General features: G+C 45.6%; 13 protein-coding genes. 8 read left to right on the forward strand and 5 right to left on the reverse strand.

What is annotated here, in order from left to right; all coding sequences use genetic code 11:
• Positions 1–139: 139 nt before the first annotated feature.
• Together MHI32_RS02520 and MHI32_RS02525 are read left to right on the forward strand one after the other, a co-directional pair.
• Positions 140–2,383 carry a heavy metal translocating P-type ATPase gene (locus MHI32_RS02520; RefSeq protein WP_076307936.1) on the forward strand — a complete coding sequence of 748 codons (2,244 nt, stop codon included), beginning with the start codon at positions 140–142 and terminating at the stop codon, positions 2,381–2,383.
• 181 nt (positions 2,384–2,564) lie between these two features.
• Positions 2,565–4,607 carry a methyl-accepting chemotaxis protein gene (locus tag MHI32_RS02525; RefSeq protein WP_340011842.1) on the forward strand — a complete coding sequence of 681 codons (2,043 nt, stop codon included), beginning with the start codon at positions 2,565–2,567 and terminating at the stop codon, positions 4,605–4,607.
• 98 nt (positions 4,608–4,705) lie between these two features.
• On the opposite strand, the gene MHI32_RS02530 is transcribed toward MHI32_RS02525, so the two are convergent.
• The 3 genes from MHI32_RS02530 to MHI32_RS02540 form a co-directional block, all read right to left on the reverse strand.
• Complete coding sequence (locus MHI32_RS02530; RefSeq protein ID WP_076124580.1) at positions 4,706–5,668, reverse strand: L-lactate dehydrogenase; 963 nt, start codon at positions 5,666–5,668, stop codon at positions 4,706–4,708.
• Positions 5,669–6,068: 400 nt separating this feature from the next.
• A complete protein-coding gene (locus tag MHI32_RS02535) occupies positions 6,069–6,569 on the reverse strand; it encodes a cytochrome c biogenesis protein CcdC (RefSeq protein WP_036682651.1) in 501 nt (166 codons plus the stop codon).
• A gap of 207 nt (positions 6,570–6,776) precedes the next feature.
• Complete coding sequence (locus MHI32_RS02540; protein ID WP_036682650.1) at positions 6,777–7,037, reverse strand: GlsB/YeaQ/YmgE family stress response membrane protein; 261 nt, start codon at positions 7,035–7,037, stop codon at positions 6,777–6,779.
• Between the two features lie 250 nt (positions 7,038–7,287).
• Between MHI32_RS02540 and MHI32_RS02545 the strand changes: the two genes are divergently transcribed.
• On the forward strand, positions 7,288–8,337 hold the full coding sequence (locus tag MHI32_RS02545) for a lactonase family protein (RefSeq protein WP_076304330.1): 1,050 nt from the start codon (positions 7,288–7,290) through the stop codon (positions 8,335–8,337).
• A gap of 129 nt (positions 8,338–8,466) precedes the next feature.
• On the opposite strand, the gene MHI32_RS02550 is transcribed toward MHI32_RS02545, so the two are convergent.
• Positions 8,467–10,734, reverse strand: a complete 2,268-nt coding sequence (locus MHI32_RS02550) for an alpha/beta hydrolase (protein ID WP_340011843.1) — start codon at positions 10,732–10,734, stop codon at positions 8,467–8,469.
• Positions 10,735–11,121: 387 nt separating this feature from the next.
• Here MHI32_RS02550 and MHI32_RS02555 point away from each other — a divergent pair, with 387 nt between their 5' ends.
• The 4 genes from MHI32_RS02555 (at position 11,122) to MHI32_RS02570 (ending at position 14,524) form a co-directional block, all read left to right on the forward strand.
• Positions 11,122–12,249, forward strand: coding sequence for a sulfate ABC transporter substrate-binding protein (locus MHI32_RS02555; protein ID WP_036682645.1), 1,128 nt, complete (start codon positions 11,122–11,124; stop codon positions 12,247–12,249).
• Between the two features lie 93 nt (positions 12,250–12,342).
• On the forward strand, positions 12,343–13,191 hold the full coding sequence (gene cysT, locus MHI32_RS02560) for a sulfate ABC transporter permease subunit CysT (protein WP_076124574.1): 849 nt from the start codon (positions 12,343–12,345) through the stop codon (positions 13,189–13,191).
• Positions 13,192–13,318: 127 nt separating this feature from the next.
• A complete protein-coding gene (gene cysW / locus MHI32_RS02565; protein ID WP_076101318.1) occupies positions 13,319–14,182 on the forward strand; it encodes a sulfate ABC transporter permease subunit CysW in 864 nt (287 codons plus the stop codon).
• Positions 14,183–14,299: 117 nt separating this feature from the next.
• The gene (locus MHI32_RS02570; protein ID WP_076101319.1) at positions 14,300–14,524 is read left to right on the forward strand and encodes a YezD family protein; all 225 of its coding nucleotides are present in this window, start codon (positions 14,300–14,302) and stop codon (positions 14,522–14,524) included.
• A gap of 721 nt (positions 14,525–15,245) precedes the next feature.
• Here MHI32_RS02570 and MHI32_RS02575 read toward each other — a convergent pair.
• Complete coding sequence (locus MHI32_RS02575) at positions 15,246–15,554, reverse strand: hypothetical protein (protein WP_076134873.1); 309 nt, start codon at positions 15,552–15,554, stop codon at positions 15,246–15,248.
• Between the two features lie 179 nt (positions 15,555–15,733).
• On the opposite strand from MHI32_RS02575, the gene MHI32_RS02580 reads away from it, so the two are divergent.
• Complete coding sequence (locus MHI32_RS02580; protein WP_081383325.1) at positions 15,734–16,147, forward strand: GNAT family N-acetyltransferase; 414 nt, start codon at positions 15,734–15,736, stop codon at positions 16,145–16,147.
• Positions 16,148–16,332 lie beyond the last annotated feature (185 nt).

Genomic DNA, 16,332 nt, shown 5'->3' on the forward strand with positions numbered 1-16,332 from the left:
ATTGATTTAATTTTTAAGATAATGTAGAAAAATGGTGTATATCGCGTATTGACCTTGAAATATAAAGGGAATATAATAGGGCTAAGATAACATATGAACAAGTGCTCATATATGGTTTTTATTTGAGGAGATGTGCCGTATGGATACAATGCAAGGAAAATTAAAACGTCAGTGGGAATTAGAAGGCTTGGATTGCGCCAATTGCGCGATGAAAATTGAAGATAAGGTGAAGAAGATTGAAGGTGTATCGTCTTGTTCCGTTAATTTTGTAACAAAAACAATGACGTTGGAAACTGCCGCAGGGTATGAGGAGTCAGCGATTGTAGAAGCGAAGAAGACGGTGAAGGCACTTGAGCCCCACGTAAATGTGAAAGAGAAGGTTGGGGGCAATCACAAGGCGCGCAATAGTGGCGCTCATGAACATACGCATGATCACGAGCATGGTCATGAGCACGGCCATCAAGCTGCTGGACATCATCATGGTCATGAGGATGCTGAAGGTCATGGTCATACTCACGAGCACGGGGAAGGTGATACACGCAAAATATTGCTGCGGTTAGGCGCTGGTGGAATTCTGGCTCTAGCTGGGATATTCCTGCCCGTGAATGGAGTAGTTGAATTGCTGATCTTTTTGGCAGCCTATCTTATCGTGGGTGGTGAAGTTGTCTGGCAGGCGGTTAAGAACATCATCCGTGGCCAGGTGTTTGATGAGAATTTCCTGATGGCTCTGGCAACTATCGGTGCATTTGCGATTGGTGAGTATCCAGAGGGCGTGGCAGTAATGCTGTTTTACCAGATTGGAGAACTGTTCCAAGGTCTGGCTGTGAATCGTTCACGCCGATCTATTACGGCACTTATGGATATTCGCCCCGAGTTTGCCTATCTCAAGCTTGGAAATGATCTGAAGAAGGTCTCACCTGAGGAAGTAGCCATCGGAGATTTGATTGTTGTTAAACCCGGTGAGAAGGTACCCCTTGACGGAACAATACTTGAAGGTAACGCCATGATGGACACATCTGCACTTACTGGAGAGTCGGTACCACGATCAGCTGGTCCAGGAAGTGCGGTGTTAAGTGGTTTTATTAACCGGAACGGCGTAATTACTGTGCAAGTTACTCAGACCTTTGGAGAATCGGCCGTATCCAAAATACTGGAGCTAGTGCAGAATGCATCAAGCAACAAAGCTAAAACCGAGAACTTTATTACTAAATTTGCACGTGCCTACACGCCTGTAGTAGTGATCACAGCAGTCCTGCTGGCCGTCGTTCCTCCACTGCTGATCAGTGGTGCAACTTTTTCGGATTGGATTTACCGTGCACTTGTATTCCTCGTAATCTCTTGTCCTTGTGCGCTTGTGGTCTCGATTCCACTGGGATTCTTCGGAGGGATTGGTGCAGCTTCACGCAGCGGTATTCTGATTAAGGGAAGTAACTACCTGGAAGCCCTAAATGATGTGAAGGTAGTTGTCTTTGATAAAACGGGAACGTTGACCAAGGGACAGTTTAAGGTGACAGGAATTTATCCGTCGGGTGGCAAATCTAAGGATGAATTACTGCGGACAGCCGCTTATGCGGAGAGCCATTCCAATCACCCGATCGCTGAGTCGATTCGGACGGCTTATGGTGAACAGATTTCTAAGGAAGCTATCTCGAATTACAATGAAATCTCTGGTCATGGTATCGAAGTAACTATCGAAGGCAAGACCGTATTTGCAGGTAACGCACGTCTGATGGAGCGTGAGGGAATTGCTTATGAGGTCCCAGAGCAGAGCGGTACAGTTGTTCACATAGCGGTAGATCATCAATATGAAGGTTATCTGGTGATCGCTGATGAAGTGAAGGAGGACTCACTGCAGGCCATTCAGCGCCTCAAAAAGCTGGGAATACGCAAGACGGTGATGCTGACAGGTGATGCTTCCGCCGTAGCTGAAGATGTAGGGAAGCAGTTAGGGGTAGATGAGGTACACGCAGAGCTTTTACCACAGCATAAGGTAGAGGCCATCGAGAAGCTGGATCGTGATAAGTCTCCACGCGAGAAGATTATTTTTGTCGGAGACGGAATTAATGATACTCCTGTACTGGCTAGAGCCGATGTCGGGATCGCTATGGGAGGACTTGGTTCCGACGCTGCCATTGAAGCAGCAGATATTGTAATTATGACCGATGAGCCTTCGAAGATTGCTGTAGCTATCGGAATTGCCAAGCGTACTCGAGCCATCGTATGGCAAAATATTATTTTTGCTTTAGGTGTAAAAGCTATATTCCTTCTGCTCGGTGCATTTGGGATTGCCACGATGTGGGAGGCTGTATTCTCAGATGTAGGGGTAACCGTACTTGCCGTACTGAACAGTATTCGAGCTTTAAAAGTGCAAGACGAGGGTTAAGAATCTTTGGTGTATTAAATAAATGATTTCAACAAAAGTAAGCTTTAGGATTCCGGTTTTAAGGGTCTTAGGGCTTATTTTTTTTATTCTCCAGCAAAGAATTTGTCTATTTTTGCCGATATAGAAGATATATCCACATCAGGAGATATTATAACAAATGGAGTGAGGAGGCTATTTCATCGTGAATGAAAATGAAATGAAAGGAAACAAGATGAAAAAAATGAGAAAAAATGTAACGAAGAGAAAAGCGACGTCAATTCAACTTAAGTGGTCATCTGTTATATTAGCTATTGCAATCGTGCCGCTCATGGTAGCGACCATATTTTTACTTGATTATTTCGGCAATGTCACACGCACAGACAGTGAGCAAATGGCGCAGGACACCATTAATACGAACACATTCCGGATGGATGAGTGGCTATCCAACAAAACCTCGTCCGTAAAGGATCTGGTGTCCCAGCATCCTGAGTTCGATTTTACAAATCCGGCAAGTATCTTCCCTGTGATAGAAGTGCTGGAGGAAAGTGACAGTGAGACAGAAGGTTACAGTGTCATTAGTAAAGACGGCCAGTTAACCAATATGATGAACATGACCGCAAATGTAGCAGATGCGAGCTATTTCTTGAAAGCGAAAGAAACACATGCGCCTGTGTTGGGGGAAATGTCCTATCTGGAGCAGCTTGATAAATATATCATTCCAATCGTAGTTCCTGTCATGGATAAGGATAAGCAATTTATGGGAGGTATTGTCTTCTCAATTACTCCTGAAGTTCTTGCCCAAATGAGTAATGAAATTACTATGGCGGATACCGGATTTGGATATGTAATCTCAAATGATGGCATGTATTATACATATCCAGACGTCAGTCGTATGGGCAAAAAAATTACCGATTTCGCTAAAGAGCCGGCTCTTCAGAAGGTCGTTGACAAGATTTTAAGCAATAAAGAGGGGTCTGAAACTTATAAGGGCGAAGATGGTAAGAAAGTCATTACATACTTTAAGACAATTCCAGATACCGATCTAAAGCTTCTTGTAACAGTGCCGGAGAAAGAGGTTTTTGCCAAAGTGACCTCTGCACAAAGAACAGCAATGTTCATCTTACTGGCAGTTATACTTGTCATAATTTTTGTTTCACTGTACCTTACTCGTCTTATCGTTAGACCCATTAAAGCTATTTCCTCGACTATGAAAAAGGTGGCAGAGGGTCATCTGAATGAGAGGGTTAAAGTGCAGTCCGGAGATGAGATCGGCGAGATGAGTCAAAATATCAATGATATGATTGAGACACTCTCCGGTATTGTCAACAAGATTGATACAACAGTAGTGGAGGTTGCTTATTCCTCAGAAGGAATGCTGAAATCGGCTCAACGTTCGTCCTATACTTCAGCAGAGGTTGCTACAGTTATCCAAGAAGTAGCTCAAGGAATGGAAGAGCAATTTAGAGGCTCCGAGCAATCCGCAAGAGCAACGGAAGAGATGGCTGTAGGTTTACAACGTATTGCTGAGTCCTCTGCAGCGGTATCAGATCAGGCTGAGACAGTCAACTCAGAAGTAGAGAGTGGCTATTTGGAAATTCAATCTACACTGCAACAGATGGCTGTTATCAGTTCCACAGCTAATCAGACTGCCGAGATGATTGGGAAATTAAGTGAGCAATCGGAACAAATCGGACAAATTGTGGATGTAATTTCTGAGATATCCAATCAGACAAGCTTATTATCTTTGAATGCTTCTATTGAGGCTGCCAGAGCTGGAGAACATGGTCGTGGCTTCGGTGTAGTTGCGAATGAGGTGAAGAAGTTAGCAGAGCGGACAAACAGCTCCATCATTAGTATAGTGGAGCTAATCGGCGGCATTCAGTCTTCAACAACAAGTGCAGCGGATTCCATGAAGAAGAGTATTGAGGAAATTGGCGATGGAATGGGGAAAATGCAAAACGTCGGTGTTTCCTTTGATCATATCCGTTCTTCGATCCGTGAAGTATCGTCGCAAATACAGGATGTGTCAGCAATTAATGAAGAGATGTCAGCCGGCACGGAAGAAATAACGGCTTCTATATCCGATATGCTCGGAATAGCTAAAGAATCTGCTGAGAATGCTCAGGCGGTCTCCTTAGCTTCAGCGGAGCAGACAGAGATTATGAAGGATGTCGTGTCCTCCGCGGAATCACTTAATGAAGTGATGTCTGTGCTGAAAGAAGAAATCGAAAAGTTTAAAAAGTAGGAGATAAACTGAGATTCATCTCCTAATAATACAAAAATCGCTCTCTGGGAGCTGGCGGGTGATCTCACCCATTCCCAAAGTAGCGATTTTTTTACGAATTAAACGCTGTCTTCCAGCTGTAGGCTCTCGATGCCTGCACGTACAATGTTGCAGGAGTGGTTCAATTTCTGGGTTTCCTCTGTATTTAAATTAAGCTCCAGCAGCTCTTGAATCCCAGTGTTGCCTATGATGGCGGGCACGCCCGTGCATACACCGCTATGTCCGTACTCTCCATCCAGAATGGCCGATACGGCGATAATTTTGTGCTCATCATTCAGGATCGAACGGGTAATGTAGGCAAGTGCGCTGCCAATCCCGAAATGTGTGGAGCCTTTACGGGTGAAAATTTCCCAGCCGGCATCTTTTGTCTTGCGGGAGATATCCTCCAGATCCAAATGCGGGAACCGCTCGCGATGCTGATCTAAAATTTGCAGAATAGGCTTGCCGCCAATTGTTACATGGGACCAAGCTACAAATTGGGATTCGCCATGTTCACCTAAGGCGTAGCCATTAACACTGCGCGGGTCAATGGAGAACACATCGGAGAGCAGGGTTTTTAGGCGCGACGAGTCAATGGAGGTCCCGGTACCAATAATTCTGTGGCGAGGCAGACCTGATATTTTCCAGACCATATAAGTGACAATATCGACCGGATTAGCGGCGACTACGAATATTCCATCAAATCCCCCAGCCATGATGTTGGTAATGATTTCTCGAGTAATAACCGCAGAGGCTTCCAATACGTCAAGTCGGGTCTGCCCGGCTGTTGGATTAGCACCAGCGGTTAAGATAACGACATCCATTTTTGCACAATCGCTATAGGTTCCGGCATACACCTTTGTGCGTGTGCTTGTGAAATCCATACAGTGCGAGAGATCAAGTGCTTGTGCCATAGCCCGATCATAGGTGCGGTCGATCATCATAATTTCGTCGCAAATGGCCTGATTAACCATGGAGTAAGCACAGCTTGAACCCACCATTCCGGCCCCGACGATGGCTACTTTTCTCGATTTACTTTTCAATTGCCTTGTCCTCACTCTCTAAAAGTTATACGCAGTATAGGCTTCCAAATGATATTTATTTCAGCATTAAGGTCTTTTGGAAGCTTATCGTTAGGTATGCTTATAGTTTAACGTATCCCTTCGCAAGTTACCTGACATCGGACTTGCAAAGATTATATTTTTTCTGTTTAATGCTGAATAGGTGACATGATGAGTTAGTTATTTCAGGAGATCTATCCCTATAGTGTATGTAAAGTGCTTAAAGAGGATGTAATAAGAGGATGGCTAATTGATGTCAGAAAAGGGTGGAAAGTAGAAAAAAGCAGAGGAGAACATAAGCTTGAGTTACAAGAGGTAAGAAGTCATCTCAAGGATATCGGGTAAGAACCCTGAGATGGCTTCTTAGGATTATTATTGATAATCATGGCTGCGGCAGCAGACTTCCCGAGGAGGTCATAGCCTTATAACGCTTGAACATAAAAAATCTCCAATGAACAATCATGCCGAAGGCTAAAATAAAGAACAAACCACCGGACTGTGGAATAGACACATAACGGTTAATAAATTCATGGAGTAAAGTGCGGACTAGAAGAAGTCCGAGCAGGATAAACGCAAAGCTCTTGGAGCGTTGAGCGTAAATTTGTCCATCACGTTGTTCAAAGTGGGTGCTGCGTATAAGAGGATACGCGAAGATGAACCAGCCAATCAAAAAGGCGACTGCCGCCCACCATAATGGGAATCTGACCGCAGGTGCCACAAACATGGCAAAACCCGTCGACATACCGAGAGGTGGAATCCATATTTTTCGAATAGTAACCGGACGTGCGCTTGCTTTTAGACGAATGAAAATAACCATCAGCGCCATGAACAAAGCCCCTAATGTGGAGCCAATATGTAGAAGCGAGGGGTTTATGTTACCCATGATACACGACCTCTCTATGATTTCAGTCACTTGTATCTTCATTATAACAGAAAAACGATGGCAAAACATTGAAGTGTATTGGCTCCATCCCCGCAACAATTCCAGCAGAGGAATTTTTTCTTAAAGGAACGATACATACAAAAATCCCCGCCAGAGCATACTCTGACGAGGATTTATTGATGTGAATATTATTATCTCAGCCCAGACTTACGAACGGCTGCGTCCACTTGTCGAGCGAAGAATAAGGCTCACGATAAAGATCAGCACAACGGCACCGATCAAAGAAGGGAAGAAGTAGAAATCACTTACTTTAGGTCCCCAGCTTCCCAGAAGCACGCCACCCAGCCATGAACCGATAATACCAGCGATGATATTACCGATAACACCACCAGGAATATCTCTGCCCATAATCAGACCAGCCAACCAACCAATAACCCCACCAACGATTAACATCCATAGAAAACTCATGTTACTTCAACTCCTTCGTTTTGTTGTTTGCGATGTCTACTATTAACCTTTGTGACCATCTTTAAACCACATGGAAAAACTTACTTCTTCCGGAATGGTTAGGAAGTATGCTCTAAATGCAGTTTCGATAATGTATTACAACTATAAACATGCTATAGTGAAAAAATATTATAAAATTATGAGTAAACCCCTATTAGTAAAGGGTAAGTAAGAAGTAATACAATACATAAAAGATAAAGGAGCCACTATTATGGAACGGGCTAATGAGGCATTGTTTTATGTAGGAACGTATAACTCTGAGAACGAGAAGGCGATTCAGTTATGTGCGCTTAGTCTTTTGTCGGGGGAAATGAGAATTCTTGAGGGTACCGAGGGAATTGAAAATCCATCATTTTTAGCTGTGAATAAAGCAGGCAGCGTGTTGTATGCAGTTAGTGAGAAGGATCAAGGTGAGGTTTACGCATATGCAATTGATCCTGCAACTAAAGCGTTGAAATCACTTGGAAGTCGTCCTACGGAAGGTGGCGCTCCTTGTTATGTCTCCATTAGTCCTAAGGAAGATTACATATTCGTCTCCAATTACTCGGGAGGCAATGTTAATGCTTTTCCTGTAAATGAAGATGGTTCGCTTCAAGAGATGTCCGACCAAGTAAAACATGTGGGTTCAGGCATTCGTGAAGACCGTCAGGAGGCTCCGCATCCGCACTCTGTCATTCCGGACGCAAGTGGTAGACATGTGCTGGTGTGCGATTTGGGACTGGATCAAATTGTGATCTATCGCCCTGAAGAGGGCAAACTGGTAAAACATCGTGAGCTTAATCTGCCACCTGGTTCAGGTCCACGTCATCTGGCGGTGCATCCCTCTGGACAATGGATCTACCTGGCGAATGAACTGAATTGTACAGTAACGGCATTTGCTAATGATGAACAGGATGCAAATCTAAATGTTTTACAGCATCTTAGCACGCTTCCTGATAATTATACTGCCGGTAGTGACGATACAGCTTCCGATATTCATGTCTCCCCTTGTGGCAGATTCCTGTATGTCTCCAATCGGGGACAAGACAGTATCGCCCTGTTCCATATCGATGAATTAACGGGTCTGCTTGAAGCAGTGGATTGGCAGGGTACCGGCGGGCGTACTCCGCGTAACTTTGCAATTATTGGGGATAAGCTGCTTGCTGCTAATCAGAATAGTGATAATATTACCTCGTTCTCCATCGATAGTGAGAGTGGCAGATTAATCCCTACAGGAAATGAATTGGAAATGAAGTCACCTGTTTGTGTGCAAGCGTTGTAGGCTGAGACTAGGTTATTGTATGTCGTAAAAATAAGGGCTATTCCCGTAAACCATTCATTTTTTCGTGAGTGGAGGTTGGGAATAGCCCTATTTTGCAAATGAAGACCTAAGGATAATAGCAAGTGATTTTTAAAATGTATTTCGGATACCTAAATCGTAAAAACCGATGTCATCCAGCATGATCCGGTCGCCTTCTTCATCAAGATAGAAGGTGATTTCCGTCAGATTGTCAGGATCCAGCTCTGGTTCTTCCTCTTGAAATTGTTCGAACGGCATCTCGTAGGTTTGAAATACAGCTTCGGAAAGGTCACCGTATTTGCCATCGTTTATCCGCTCTTCAAGCCATGGGAATAACGTGAACTGAGTTTGTGGAAGCGGCAGTATGTCCATTACTTCATCCAGCGTCAAGCGGGCTGAGGTATCATTATGGTCAGTTAACTCCACCTCAACCTTTGGAGGTAGTGGAACATCCATTTCTTCACTAATGTCACCATTCAGATTTGCCATAGAGAACGTAAGGCCATCTGCCCCTAAAAGAGCAGTTTCAGTACGGACACTGTCGTTAAGCTTAATGTTGTAATAAGCTTCTTCGTTTTTGCTGGCTGTGCGTTCAAGGACAACACCATAGGTGGCTTTGCTTTTTGACTCCCGGTCTTTAGCCAGCTCTTCTGACCAAGAAACACCCGATGCTTCTGCTGTTCCTAGTTCTACTGTGTTTTTGTTACGGTCATCGTCGAATGTGGCTACAGGACGATATCCCCCGCTTTGGAATCGATTGTAGTAGGCGGTATCTGGTAACCACTTCAGCCCGCTGCGATAATCCCGGAACAAGCTTTGGTATTCCTCTTTTTTATGCAAGGTGGTCTCCAAGAAAGCTGATACATAGACCTTAGCGATTTGCCGTTGTTTGTCTGCATCTATGATTTGTGCCCGATTTAAAAAGAGTCCAGCTGGCAAGGTCTGATCATACCCGCCCCAATCGCTGTTGAATTGACTGTGATTGGCGTCCGCAATATACAGCGAGCTTTTGAAAGCAGACGATCCTTGGGAATAGGAGGTACGTATATACTGCCGATCACCATAGAAATCATGTACATCTCCATCGCGGGCTCCCTGCAGGGTCAAATAATTGATGTCTTTGAGACGGGCTTGCTGGTCATCTATCGTTTTGTCCGTTGGTGCAAGCGCGATTACAGAGGTTATATTAAAGCGATTAACTGCCGCCATCACCGGATCATCCTTGAACCAACGAGTGGCATCCGCGGCCATAGCTACGGCTTGTCCTCCGCGGCTATGGCCGAGCAGGGCGGTTTTTGTGAAATCTATTTTCTGATAAAAAGGACTGCCCGGATCATCTGAAAAATCTGCTAGCTGCTCTAAATGTTTCAGTAGGATCCAAGTCCGTACTTTAAAATCATTGTCCGGAATACCGGACCAAGCAGAATAATTCAGAAAATTCTCATCGAGCGAGATCGCGATAAATCCCCGGCTTGCCAATAGTTCGCCAAGATAAGCGTACCCGCCATCAGAGTAATCTTCCATCATATGATTGCCGTGCACCATCAGTACTACTGGATATGGGCCTTCGCCTTCTGGCATCCATACGCGACCATTCAAGGGAAGTGCCTTATAATCGAAACCCCAGAATAAAGTGCGCAGCTTTGACCAATCCTTAATATAAGCAGAAGCATCGGCCGTAGAGGATATCAAGCTTGTATCCTTACCGTATTCGGCACGATGTAGATCGGTACCACTGGCATAGGTGAAGGTCTGATAAGCTAGATTACCTGGTTTTCCCGGATCGGAGGCTGTAAGTGGAACAACTTCCGTATCGTTGATGTCGACCGACTCTGAAATAGGCAGTTCTTGCACTCCGCTTGCCAGCGCAAGTGGGGAAAAAGTCACTGCCACTGTTAGCAGAAGTCCTAATGTTATTCTTTTGCTGCGGAGCAGGCCAATGGCTAATCCGCCTAGTGCTCCTAGCAGTGCAAGCACGACCGCAATGACAACCGCAGCCTCAATTTCAAAATCTGCATAATATAAGATTAGTAGAATAGCTCCAAAATCACTCAATACACAGCCTGCGAATAATCTTGGGATACGCAGTCCGGTCAACGCTAGCAGAACAGCCAAGATATTGCCGGAAATCGCCAGCAGGACAGTGCCTGCACCTGCAGCAAGAGCGATATCGGTAGGTTTACCTAATCCAGTAGGAATGCCTAACACGGCAGTACTAAAGGCTAAAAAGCATACTATCCACAGACCGGCTATAGCTGTTCTCCAAACTGCTGTATCGTAACGGTAGGTTCCCCTAATTCTTCGTCCAATTTCTTGAGCCATACGTCTGTGGAGCCGCGGTTTCAACGGCGCAGGGACGTACTCTAAATCCATACCCATGACTCTCTCCCCTGACATAAAGCGGTAATTTCTCTTAACCCATAAGCTGTAGCAATAATATTACTTTATAGCATCAATAACAAGTGGATCTTACAGGAACCGACCCCATAGCTTGTATGGTGTGGTGTGTGTGAGTTTTCTTTGACATAGGCTGGAAAAAAAGGTTTGACACAGTTAAAGGGTTTCAGTATTATATCCATATAAACCAACTAAGTAGATAGGAATAATTGAAGAAAGTTCTTACCGTACGAACGGAGGAACGCCTGCATTAGGCTCGCAGACACGGTCTTAGGACCGGTTTGACCTGCCATACGTAGGCTTTCCTCCGTTCTTTTTGTGTTACCCAAGGGTTTGTCTGGTACGAAAAAACATGGGGGAGTGGAAAAGATGAAGAAAAAGATGAATAAAGGGCTTCTTGTAGGGTTTAGCTTGTTGCTGACGGCAGGGCTTACTGCTGCTTGCGGCAGCAATAACAATAACGGCAATAGTGCTAGTCCGGCAACAGACGCACCAGCAACAACCAATTCAGCGGAGGCCACAAATGCGGCTGAAGCCACCAAAACTCCATCTAAAGATCCAGTAGAACTACTGAACGTATCTTATGACCCTACTCGCGAATTGTACGAGAATTATAATAAAGCTTTTGCTGCCTATTGGGAGAAAGAAACAGGACAGAAGGTCACCATTAAACAATCCCACGGTGGATCGGGGAAACAAAGCCGTGCTGTGCTTGATGGCCTGGAAGCGGATGTTGTGACATTAGCACTTGGTTATGATATTGATGCCTTGCAGGAAAAGGGACTGATCAACGAGGGCTGGCAAAGTAAATTCGATCATAACAGCTCGCCTTACACCTCGACTATCGTGTTCCTTGTACGCAAAGGGAATCCGAAAGGAATCAAGGATTGGCCAGATCTGCTCAAAGAGGGCGTAGAGGTTATTACACCAAACCCGAAAACATCAGGTGGAGCACGCTGGAACTACTTGGCGGCTTGGGGTTATGCACTAGACCAGAACAATAACGATGAGGCTAAGGCTGAGGAATTTGTAAAAGAACTGTTCAAGCATGTGCCAGTGCTGGATACCGGCGCGCGTGGATCTACGACAACGTTTGTGGAACGTGGAATTGGTGATGTGCTGATCGCATGGGAGAATGAAGCCTATTTATCCGTGGAAGAGCTGGGACCAGACAAATTTGATATCGTGAATCCTTCGGAGAGCATTCTGGCTGAACCGCCAGTAGCTATAGTAGATAAGGTTGTGGACAAAAGAGACACGCGTGAGGTATCCGAGGCGTACCTGAAGTATCTCTATAGTGAAGAGGGACAAAAAATCGCGGCTGAGAACTATTACCGTCCTACATTAGATAGTGTGAAAGAAGAATACAAAGATAAGTTCCCGGAAATCAAGCTGTTTACATTGGCTGACAAATTCGGAACCTGGAAAGAAACGCAAGAGAAGCATTTTAATGATGGCGGGATCTTTGACAAGATTTATGTGCCGGGTGCCAAATAACAGATGAATGAAATGCAGGATATGATCATTGAGATTTGTCCCGGTAGGGGCTGATCGGCTAAAAGGCCGAAGGCGAGAAAGGATGAATAGGGGATGAATGTCACCACTACGGCTGCACCAGCAGCAACGCGGCGCAAAATACTGCCCGGCTTCGGGCTGACGATGGGCTACAGTGTTTTATACCTGAGTCTAGTGGTTCTACTGCCACTTTCGGCGCTACTGTTCAATTCTACAGGTCTGAGCTGGGCGAAATTCTGGGATGTAGCTACGGACCCGCGGGTATTAGCTTCGTATCGTGTGAGCCTGTCGACAGCTGCTGCGGCTGCTTTTGTAGATGCAATTCTAGGTCTTTTGCTGGCGTGGGTACTGGTACGTTATGAATTTCCGGGCAAAAGAATATTTGATGCGCTGATCGATCTCCCGTTTGCCTTGCCGACAGCTGTAGCTGGTGTCTCCTTGACGGCGCTCTATGCAGGCAATGGCTGGATTGGGTCTTGGCTTGAGCCGCTGGGATTAAAGGTGGCATTCACTCCGCTCGGGATTACCTTGGCTTTGATGTTCATCGGCATACCGTTCGTTGTCCGGACGGTGCAGCCGGTGCTGGAGGATTTGGACAGAGATATGGAGGAGGCTTCGGCAACCCTTGGCGCAGGCCGCTGGAGAACCTTTCGTTCAGTAGTTCTGCCTGAGCTGTTTCCGCCACTGCTAACAGGTTTTGCTCTAGCTTTTGCTCGGGGCATCGGTGAATTCGGCTCCGTCGTGTTCATCTCCGGTAACATGCCGATGAGGACGGAGATTGCTCCGCTGCTTATTATGTCTAAACTGGAGCAATATGATTATGCCGGAGCTACCGCCGTAGCCCTGCTATTGCTCCTCATCTCTTTCTTAATGTTACTTGTTATTAACACACTTCAGCGCTGGGTTCGTAAGACTTCTCGTTGAGGTAATTGCCATGACAGCAGACGTCCGAACATGTTCAAACTTACTCGGAGACACTCGATATCTGCCGTTGATATTGAATATTTCAAGCTATCTTGTCTTCGTAAAACCCTTTAAAGGAGGAATAATTTTGGCCGGTACCGTCCCTCTCCATACCCCCCGGCTACAAAAGAATGCGTCCTCGTCCGCGACAACGGAAACCCCAATTGTAAAATGGGTGTTGATCGGAGCGGCTGGGCTAGTCCTTTTTTGGCTGATTGCTCTGCCATTAGTTGTTGTGTTAACCGAGGCACTTAAGAAGGGCTGGGACGTATATATTGCTGCCCTGACTGATCCGGATGCCCGCTCAGCGCTGCGATTGACGCTGCTTGTTGCGGCGATAACTGTGCCTCTGAATACCTTTTTTGGTGTAACAGCGGCGTGGGCTGTAACCAAGTTCCGTTTCCGCGGCAAAGGGTTTCTGATCACCTTGATTGATCTCCCTTTTGCAGTCTCGCCAGTCATCGGCGGCCTAATCTTTGTACTCGTCTTCGGAGCAAACGGATGGTTTGGCCCTTGGCTGAGCGCCCATGATATTAAGATCGTATTTGCGCTTCCGGGTATCGTGCTAGCCACGTTGTTTGTGACGTTTCCTTTTGTAGCGCGTGAGTTAATCCCGCTGATGGAGGATCAGGGTACACAGGAGGAAGAAGCGGCAATTACACTCGGCGCACATGGGTGGCAAATCTTTTTCAGAGTCACGCTGCCTAATATTAAATGGGGGTTACTATACGGCATTATTTTGTGTAATGCGCGGGCCATGGGTGAGTTTGGTGCGGTTTCTGTGGTGTCCGGGCACATCCGTGGGGAGACGAATACGCTGCCGCTGCATGTTGAGATTTTGTACAACGAATATCAATTTTCAGCATCTTTTGCAGTAGCTTCTTTGCTCCTGTTATTGGCTTTGGTAACGATGATTATTAAAAGCTGGTTGTCGCGAAAAAATGCCCATTGACATGACTTTTAGTTCCATGCTAAGTTAATTCATAGTATACTGGTTGGTAATAACGGAATTGAGGAAAAAAGGAATTTAGGCGGATATAATCCTTTGGTGAGAAAGGGAGGCTAGAGAATGGCTAAACCGCTGAAAGTGGACGATTTATGGCTTACGCGGATTGCAGGACTTCTGGATGATATGGAATTTGGCTCATTGCATATTGTGGTTCATGAAGGTCAGATTGTTCAGATGGAGCGTACGGAACGCAAACGGTTTGAGAATAGCAGTGGCAACGCAAATGGACGTTATATTGGTGAAAGCGGCAGCCGGCGGGCCGATTCTCAATCGGCGGGACGTTGATTCAATCTCTGGGCAATCATAAAGGTATATATCATCTTTTTGGATAAAAGATTATGGAGTTGTCACATAAGCCACGAAATGGCTGCTGGGGCAACTCCTTTTTCTTCGTATGCTTGATATTTGGCACGTATGACGCACCATATGACGCACCCCATCGGACTCAGTTGACGCTAAACGCAGTATTATGCCACATTTGCCCCGCTAACGGACCGCATAGCCGCTATTGGCATAAAAAACACCACATATGGGCCTGATTCTAAGCAATAATGTCCCTGGAGTCCGAAACCACGCTCCAAAAGCTGAAAAGGTGCAAATAACGTCATCTGGGTCCCTAGGTCGCAGGAATGATGATTGTTGAAGCAGACCGCCTACCAGTAAGAACACAGCAAGATGTCATCCGGGTTCGTAGGTCGCCGGAAATGATGAGTGTTGAAGCAGATCGCTCATGAGTAAGAACACAGCAATATGTCATCTGGGTCCGTAGGTCGCCGGAATGATGAGTGTTGAAGCAAACCGCCCATGAGTAAGAACACGGCAATATGTCATCTGGGTCCGTAGGTCGCAGGGAATGATGACTATTGAAGCAGACTGCCTACCAATAAGAACACAGCAAGATGTCATCCGGGTTCGTAGGTCGCAGAGGATGATCTGTCTTTTTACGACTTTTACAAATGATTCGGCCCGTGGGATAGCTACATATTTTGATGACGCAGTACGTTTGTTAATAACGAGGGGCTTGGCGTGAGGCGGATACGCCCTCCATCAACAGGATGAACGCAGTAATGGCGTGCATAATCCAACCAACGATCGGAACAAAAGCTAAAATCGAGGTGATAATGCCCAGAACGTTACCCATGAATGGTTTATGTTCTCTTTGCAGCACAACAACGGCTACAGCATGAAGCAAAAAGGCAATGGCCAAAGGGACCCAACCATTAGCAATGATAAAGAGTCCGCCAATCAACGGCAGAGCCAGAAAAGCTTCATAAAGGCATGTTCCCCATTTAAACAGCTTGGCTACAGGAGACATAATGCTTCACCCACCCTTTTAAAAATATTGTTACAGATACTATTCCACACAGTCAGTAAAGGAATTCAAGAATATAATGCTTATCCCTCAGTTTCAAAAACATCCCTAGCAGTGAGCCTTGCCTGTGAACCATGCAGTCGTATATAGTGGGAACAGCAATGCTGAACGGAGGAGTGCGGATGGAAACAACTAGTAAGCTTGATATACGCCATGAACAGCCTTCAGTGGAACAGTATTTGGCGCTGAGAAAAGAAGCTGGGCTGAGTGAAATGAGTGTGGAAGGTGCAGCGATCGGTTTGCCTCGTTCTATTTTTGCGGTAACTTTGTATGAGGAGAATAACCTAATCGGGATGGGGCGGGTGATTGGCGATGGGGGATGCTTTTTTCAGGTCACAGATATTGCGGTCAAGCCTTCACATCAAGGACGAGGTTTGGGAAAGCTGATCATGCGGGAAATTAGAGAGTTCCTTAATACTGTACCTGACAAGGCTTATGTAAGTCTGATTGCAGATGGAGAAGCCTCGAAGCTCTATGCACAATATGGATTTGAATCGGTTATGCCACGTTCTCAGGGAATGTTTTTGCGTCGCTAAGCTAAGGCAAATTCATGCTGCTTTTTTAGTAGAGAGTGCCCCTTGTATTGGTTAAGGGGTTTTTGGTCTGGAAGTGGAGTAGTAGGCGCCATCTGGTTTCGATCGGATTTGAGCGGATAAATAATGTTTAAAGGCTGTAAGGGAAAGCTATTCAGATGAGCATCAAAAAAATAATTGAGCAGAAG

The sequence above is a fragment of the Paenibacillus sp. FSL H7-0690 genome, assembly GCF_037980415.1.
Taxonomy (GTDB): domain Bacteria; phylum Bacillota; class Bacilli; order Paenibacillales; family Paenibacillaceae; genus Paenibacillus_AQ; species Paenibacillus_AQ odorifer.

What these genes read in the sequence shown, in the direction of transcription:
- MHI32_RS02555 (WP_036682645.1), top strand. Translation starts at nt 11,122, where the DNA reads ATGAAGAAAAAGATGAATAAAGGGCTTCTTGTAGGGTTTAGCTTGTTG.
- MHI32_RS02520 (WP_076307936.1), top strand. Translation starts at nt 140, where the DNA reads ATGGATACAATGCAAGGAAAATTAAAACGTCAGTGGGAATTAGAAGGC.
- MHI32_RS02535 (WP_036682651.1), bottom strand. Translation starts at nt 6,569, where the DNA reads ATGGGTAACATAAACCCCTCGCTTCTACATATTGGCTCCACATTAGGG.
- MHI32_RS02580 (WP_081383325.1), top strand. Translation starts at nt 15,734, where the DNA reads ATGGAAACAACTAGTAAGCTTGATATACGCCATGAACAGCCTTCAGTG.
- MHI32_RS02570 (WP_076101319.1), top strand. Translation starts at nt 14,300, where the DNA reads ATGGCTAAACCGCTGAAAGTGGACGATTTATGGCTTACGCGGATTGCA.
- MHI32_RS02575 (WP_076134873.1), bottom strand. Translation starts at nt 15,554, where the DNA reads ATGTCTCCTGTAGCCAAGCTGTTTAAATGGGGAACATGCCTTTATGAA.
- cysT (WP_076124574.1), top strand. Translation starts at nt 12,343, where the DNA reads ATGAATGTCACCACTACGGCTGCACCAGCAGCAACGCGGCGCAAAATA.
- MHI32_RS02545 (WP_076304330.1), top strand. Translation starts at nt 7,288, where the DNA reads ATGGAACGGGCTAATGAGGCATTGTTTTATGTAGGAACGTATAACTCT.
- MHI32_RS02550 (WP_340011843.1), bottom strand. Translation starts at nt 10,734, where the DNA reads ATGGGTATGGATTTAGAGTACGTCCCTGCGCCGTTGAAACCGCGGCTC.
- MHI32_RS02540 (WP_036682650.1), bottom strand. Translation starts at nt 7,037, where the DNA reads ATGAGTTTTCTATGGATGTTAATCGTTGGTGGGGTTATTGGTTGGTTG.